The 4722-nt window shown below is 67.3% G+C and carries 7 protein-coding genes; 4 read left to right on the top strand and 3 right to left on the bottom strand.

What is annotated here, in order from left to right; all coding sequences use genetic code 11:
- Together VK519_RS10755 and VK519_RS10750 are read right to left on the bottom strand one after the other, a co-directional pair.
- Positions 1-1131: THUMP domain-containing protein (locus tag VK519_RS10755; RefSeq protein WP_324349700.1), on the bottom strand; the 1131-nt coding region annotated here is incomplete at its 3' end.
- A complete protein-coding gene (locus VK519_RS10750; RefSeq protein ID WP_324349698.1) occupies positions 1128-1649 on the bottom strand; it encodes an alpha/beta hydrolase in 522 nt (173 codons plus the stop codon). The genes VK519_RS10755 and VK519_RS10750, both read right to left, overlap by 4 nt.
- A 66-nt stretch (positions 1650-1715) precedes the next feature.
- Between VK519_RS10750 and VK519_RS10745 the strand changes: the two genes are divergently transcribed.
- Genes VK519_RS10745 through VK519_RS10730 form a run of 4 tightly spaced genes read left to right on the top strand, consistent with a single transcriptional unit; the run spans position 1716 to position 4355 of the window.
- On the top strand, positions 1716-2273 hold the full coding sequence (locus VK519_RS10745) for an N-acetylmuramoyl-L-alanine amidase (RefSeq protein WP_324349696.1): 558 nt from the start codon (positions 1716-1718) through the stop codon (positions 2271-2273).
- Positions 2274-2323: 50 nt separating this feature from the next.
- Positions 2324-3187 carry an acyl-CoA thioesterase gene (locus VK519_RS10740; protein WP_324349694.1) on the top strand — a complete coding sequence of 288 codons (864 nt, stop codon included), beginning with the start codon at positions 2324-2326 and terminating at the stop codon, positions 3185-3187.
- A gap of 6 nt (positions 3188-3193) precedes the next feature.
- The gene (locus VK519_RS10735) at positions 3194-3592 is read left to right on the top strand and encodes a putative signal transducing protein (protein WP_324349693.1); all 399 of its coding nucleotides are present in this window, start codon (positions 3194-3196) and stop codon (positions 3590-3592) included.
- A gap of 58 nt (positions 3593-3650) precedes the next feature.
- Positions 3651-4355, top strand: coding sequence for an arginyltransferase (locus VK519_RS10730; RefSeq protein WP_324349691.1), 705 nt, complete (start codon positions 3651-3653; stop codon positions 4353-4355).
- Here VK519_RS10730 and VK519_RS10725 read toward each other — a convergent pair.
- On the bottom strand, positions 4352-4722 hold a 371-nt coding region (locus VK519_RS10725; RefSeq protein WP_324349690.1), incomplete at its 5' end, for a glutamate synthase-related protein. The genes VK519_RS10730 and VK519_RS10725 overlap by 4 nt on opposite strands.

Raw genomic sequence — 4722 nt, 5'->3', positions numbered from 1 at the left:
CAGTACCGTGGCCAGGGCGCCGTTGAACAGCGCGTAACGCTTGTCCGGGCGCAGCCGCATCGCCTGGCCCAGCTCCGTGTCGCCGGCCAGCACCGCGGCACGCCAGCCGCCGAAGCGGCTACGCAGCACGTCGCCGAAATCGCGGTAGAGCGAGGGCAGTTCCGCCCGGTCGCCCAGGCGCTCGCCGTAGGGCGGGTTGGTCACCACCAGTCCCGTGGGCGTCGCCGGCGGCGGCTCCACATGGAGGGCATCGCGCTTGTCCAGGTGCATGAAACCGGCAACACCCGCTTCCTGGGCATTGCGCTTGGCGGTCTGCACCATGCGTGGGTCGGCGTCGCTGCCGAAGAACACCGGACGAAGTTCGCGCAGCCCCGCCATCGCCCGCGCGTTGGCTTCCTCCAACAGGCTCCGCCAGAGCGCAATGTCGTGCCCTCGCCAGCCAAGGAAACCGAAATACTCCCGGCGCAGGCCCGGCGCGACATCGGCCACCATCAGCGCGCCTTCGATCAGCAGGGTGCCTGAGCCGCACATCGGGTCGAGCAAGGCGCCGCCGGCGGCATAGGTTTCCGGCCAGCGCGCCCGGAGCAGGATCGCGGCGGCGAGGTTTTCCTTCAGCGGGGCCTCGCCCTGCAACTCGCGCCAGCCGCGTCGATGCAACGGGGACCCGGCCAGGTCCAGCGACACGGTAAGCCGGTCTCGGCGCAGGCGCAGGTTCACGCGCATGTCCGGCTCGTCCGGGTCGACATCGGGCCGGGCGCCGCTGGCCTGGCGGAACTGGTCGACGATGGCGTCCTTGGCGCGCAGGGCGATGTACTGGCTATGCGTCAGCTTCGATAGCGCGGTGTTGGCGTCCACGGCCAGCGTGCCGTGCGGTGCCAGGTGGGTGGACCAGTCGATCGAGCCGATGGCCTGGTAAAGGGCATCGCCGTCCGCGGCGTCGAACTCGCCCAGCGGCATCAGGATGCGGCTGGCCAGCCTTGACCACAGGCAGGCCCGGTAGGCCACGGCCTTGTCGCCTGAAAAATGTGCGCCGGCAAGGGCTTCGTGCACGTCGGTGGCGCCCAGGGCGACCAGTTCGTCGCGCAGCAACAGTTCCAGGCCCTTCGGACAGGTGGCGAACCAGGTATTCATTCGCCAAACTGCTCCAGGAACAACAGGAACTGGCCGGCGATGGCCTCCACGTGCGCCGAAAGCCGATGGTCGTCGGCCAGCAGCAGTATGGGCATGCCGGCCCCGGCGGCAAAGCCCAGGGCGCGGTCGGCAGGGCAGACATCATCGTCGTAGCCATGGACCAAAAACGAAGGCACGTCACGCGCCAGGTCCAGGCACTTTTCGAACCCCGGGATTTCCACCGGCAGGGCCATCAGGAAAAGCCCGGCCACGGCCCGGTCCAGCGACACCAGTGAAGAGACGAAGGCGCCCATGCTCGAGCCAACCAGCACCGGCGGACTGGGCGAGGCGTCGATGGCGGCGCGCAGCCGTGCCAGGCGGGGAAGTACGGAAGCTGCATGGCCGGGGAGATCGTCCTGGCGGTAGTCCAGCCGCTGGCAGGTCCAGCCGACCGAACTTGCCAGGGCCGCCAGCACGCTGACCTTGGTCGCGTCCGGGCCGCTGTCGGAGCCATGGGAAAGGATGATGTGGCCGGCCATGGCGGCCTCCGGGGGTAACGGGTGACCGCGTATCGTATCAGGCGCCGCCCATGGCAGACTCCCGCCATGGCCGCCATCACCCAACAATACCTGCCCTATGTCGACATCCTGGCCGAACGCCCGCTCGCGGCGATCGACCTGGTGGTCATCCACTGCACGGAATTGCCGGACATGGCCATGGCCCGGGACTACGGGATACGCGTGGTGCATGACAGCGGCGCGGGCAACAGCGGCCACTATTACATCGACCGCGACGGCAGCACCGTCTGCTACGTGCCGCCGGAACGGGTGGCCCACCATTGCCGCGGCTATAACGCCCGTTCGGTGGGCATTGAGCTGGTGAACATCGGCCGCTACCCCGACTGGTTCGACTCACGCCGGCAAGTGATGACCGAGCCCTATCCCGCCGCGCAGATCCATGCACTGGATAGCCTGCTGGCGAGCCTGCGCGCGCAGTTGCCCAACCTTGCCCGCATCGCCGGCCACGAAGACCTGGACACCGCCATGGTGCCGGCCAGCAACGACGAGTCGGTGGAGGTGCCGCGCAAGCGCGACCCTGGGCCCCAGTTTCCCTGGGGGCGCGTACTCGATGCCTGCCGGCTGCGACGCCTGGGCCGCGGGTAGCGCCTTCGCTTCCACCTATAATGGCCCGCTTCCATGACCGGGCCGGACCCATGCACGACAACCACGTCGCCGAACTCGTCGACCTCCTGAAGCTCGAGCGCCTGGAGGACAACCTGTTCCGCGGACAGAGCCGCGACATCGGCACGCCCTACGTGTTCGGCGGGCAGGTGCTGGGCCAAGCGCTTTCGGCCGCCCAGCAGACCACCGACCCCAGCCGCGAGGCACACTCGCTGCACGGCTATTTCCTGCGCGCCGGGGACATCAACGCGCCGATCGTCTACAGCGTGGAGCGTACCCGCGACGGCGGTTCGTTCTCCTCGCGGCGCGTGGTGGCCATCCAGCATGGCCAGCCCATCCTGGATTGCTCGGTGTCCTTCCAGGCCTTTGAAAAGGGCGTGGAACACCAGATGGCCATGCCCGAAGTGCCGATGCCCGAAGACGTTGAGCCCCTGCCGCCGCTGCCGGCCGAGGAACTTGCGAAGTTGCCCGAGAAAGCCCGTCGCTGGCTCGACCGCCAGGGACCCTTCGAATTCCGCCACGTATGGCCGCGAGACGAACTGCGCCCGGCCAAACGCCCGCCGTACCAGCACATCTGGTTTCGCCTCACCGCGCCCGTGGCCGACGAACAGGCCCTGCACCGTGCCTTGCTGGCCTATGCATCGGATTTCCACCTGATCGGCACGGCCACGCTTCCGCACGGGCTTTCGCTGTTCACGCACAATATCCAGATGGCGAGCCTGGACCACGCCATCTGGTTCCACCGCCCGTTCCGTACCGACGAATGGCTGCTGTATTCCTTCGACAGCCCCACGGCGCAGGGCGGCCGTGGCCTTGCCCGCGGCATGATTTTCACCAAAGATGGACGCCTGGTGGCTTCCACTGCACAGGAAGGCCTGATCAGGCTGCGATCATGATGACGCTTGGCTACACTCACCACCATGCGTGAGCTCTATACCTCCCCCCGCCCGGAAAACATCGACCGCATCGTGGCCTTGTTGGCCGATGACGGCATCGAAACCAGGATCGAAGGCCGTTCGGTCCTGAAGCGCTCGACCTACCAGCGTTTCAGCTACACGCAGAAGCAGCCGGACCGCTCTGCCTGGGAGCAGGTATGGGTGATCCATGCCGACGACTACACCCGGGCCCGCGCCACGATCAAGGCACTGGGCATTGAGCCGGTGGTGCGCTTTGGCGAGGAACTGGCCGCGTCCCGGCAACCGGCGCCCCAACGCACCGCCTCGCGCATCCGGCTGATGACACTGGCCGTGGTGCTGGGCGTATTCGTGGTGGTGGCGCTGAAAATGGTCCAGTTCATCTGACCGCCACGGCCCAGGCGCCATGAACGAAAGAAAACCGCGACCGGGCTAGAATCGTCCCATGCGCTCCGAACGCGTCCGCCTGTTCCAGACCCTGCCCCACGCCTGCGGGTATTTTCCCGAGCGTACGGCGCAGAACCTGGTGATCGACCCGGCGGCACCGCAACTGGACAAGGTATACGGCACCGCGCTGGCCGGCGGATTCCGCCGGGCAGGCGGCCACCTATACCACCCCAACTGCGACCAGTGCCGGGCATGCGTGGCTTGCCGCATCGATGCCGATCATTTCTCGCCCGACCGCAGCCAGCGGCGCTGCGAGCGGCGCAACGCCGACCTCACCGTCATCGAGGCGGAACCTGGCTACACCCGCGAGCGCCACCGGTTGTACGAACGCTACCTGCGCACCCGCCACCCCGGTGGCGGCATGGATGCTGCCGACGGCGACGACTTCGCCCGGTTCCTTACCGCGCCGTGGAGCCCCACGGTGTTCCTGGAGTTCCGCCAGGGAACGACGCTGCTCGGCGTGGCGGTCACCGATGTCTGCCTCAATGGGGTTTCGGCCGTCTATACGTTCTTCGACCCCAGCCATGCCGAACGCGGGCTGGGCACCTTCGGCATCCTCAGCCAGGTGGCGCTGGCGCGCCGACGCGGACTGCCGCATGTATACCTTGGCTTCTGGATCGAAGGCCATCCGAAGATGGACTACAAGAAGTGCTTCCGTCCGCTGGAAATACGCCGCAACGGCCTGTGGCAGCCACAGGTCTAGGAGGCAGGCGGCGGGACCGGATAGGGGTGCAGTTTGGCCAGCGAGATCGACAGGCCGTCGTCGCCCACCACGCGGCAATGCTTGCGGCGCAGCTGGCGCGGCTCCTTCACCCCGCAGCTGTGCGCGATGGTGCCAACCTCATGCATGAGGTTGGTGGCGTAGTGGTACACGCGCTCGCTCTTGTCGCCCACCACCAGGCCACGCTGCAGGCGCGGGTTGTGCGTGGTAATGCCGGTGGGACACGTGTTGCGGTTGCACTGCAGCGACTGGATGCAACCCAGCGCCAGCATGAAGCCCCGGGCTGAATTGACGAAATCCGCGCCCATCGACAGTGCCCAGGCCACGTCGTACGCGGTAATGCATTTAC

It is taken from the genome of Pinirhizobacter sp. (genome assembly GCF_035317885.1).
Classification (GTDB): Bacteria; Pseudomonadota; Gammaproteobacteria; order Xanthomonadales; family Rhodanobacteraceae; genus Pinirhizobacter.
Note: the sequence above shows the minus strand (reverse complement) of the source record. Positions and strands in the feature narration are given on the sequence as shown.

Coding starts and splice junctions, on each gene's coding strand:
- VK519_RS10750 (WP_324349698.1), bottom strand. CDS start 1,649: ATGGCCGGCCACATCATCCTTTCCCATGGCTCCGACAGCGGCCCGGAC.
- VK519_RS10745 (WP_324349696.1), top strand. CDS start 1,716: ATGGCCGCCATCACCCAACAATACCTGCCCTATGTCGACATCCTGGCC.
- VK519_RS10740 (WP_324349694.1), top strand. CDS start 2,324: ATGCACGACAACCACGTCGCCGAACTCGTCGACCTCCTGAAGCTCGAG.
- VK519_RS10730 (WP_324349691.1), top strand. CDS start 3,651: ATGCGCTCCGAACGCGTCCGCCTGTTCCAGACCCTGCCCCACGCCTGC.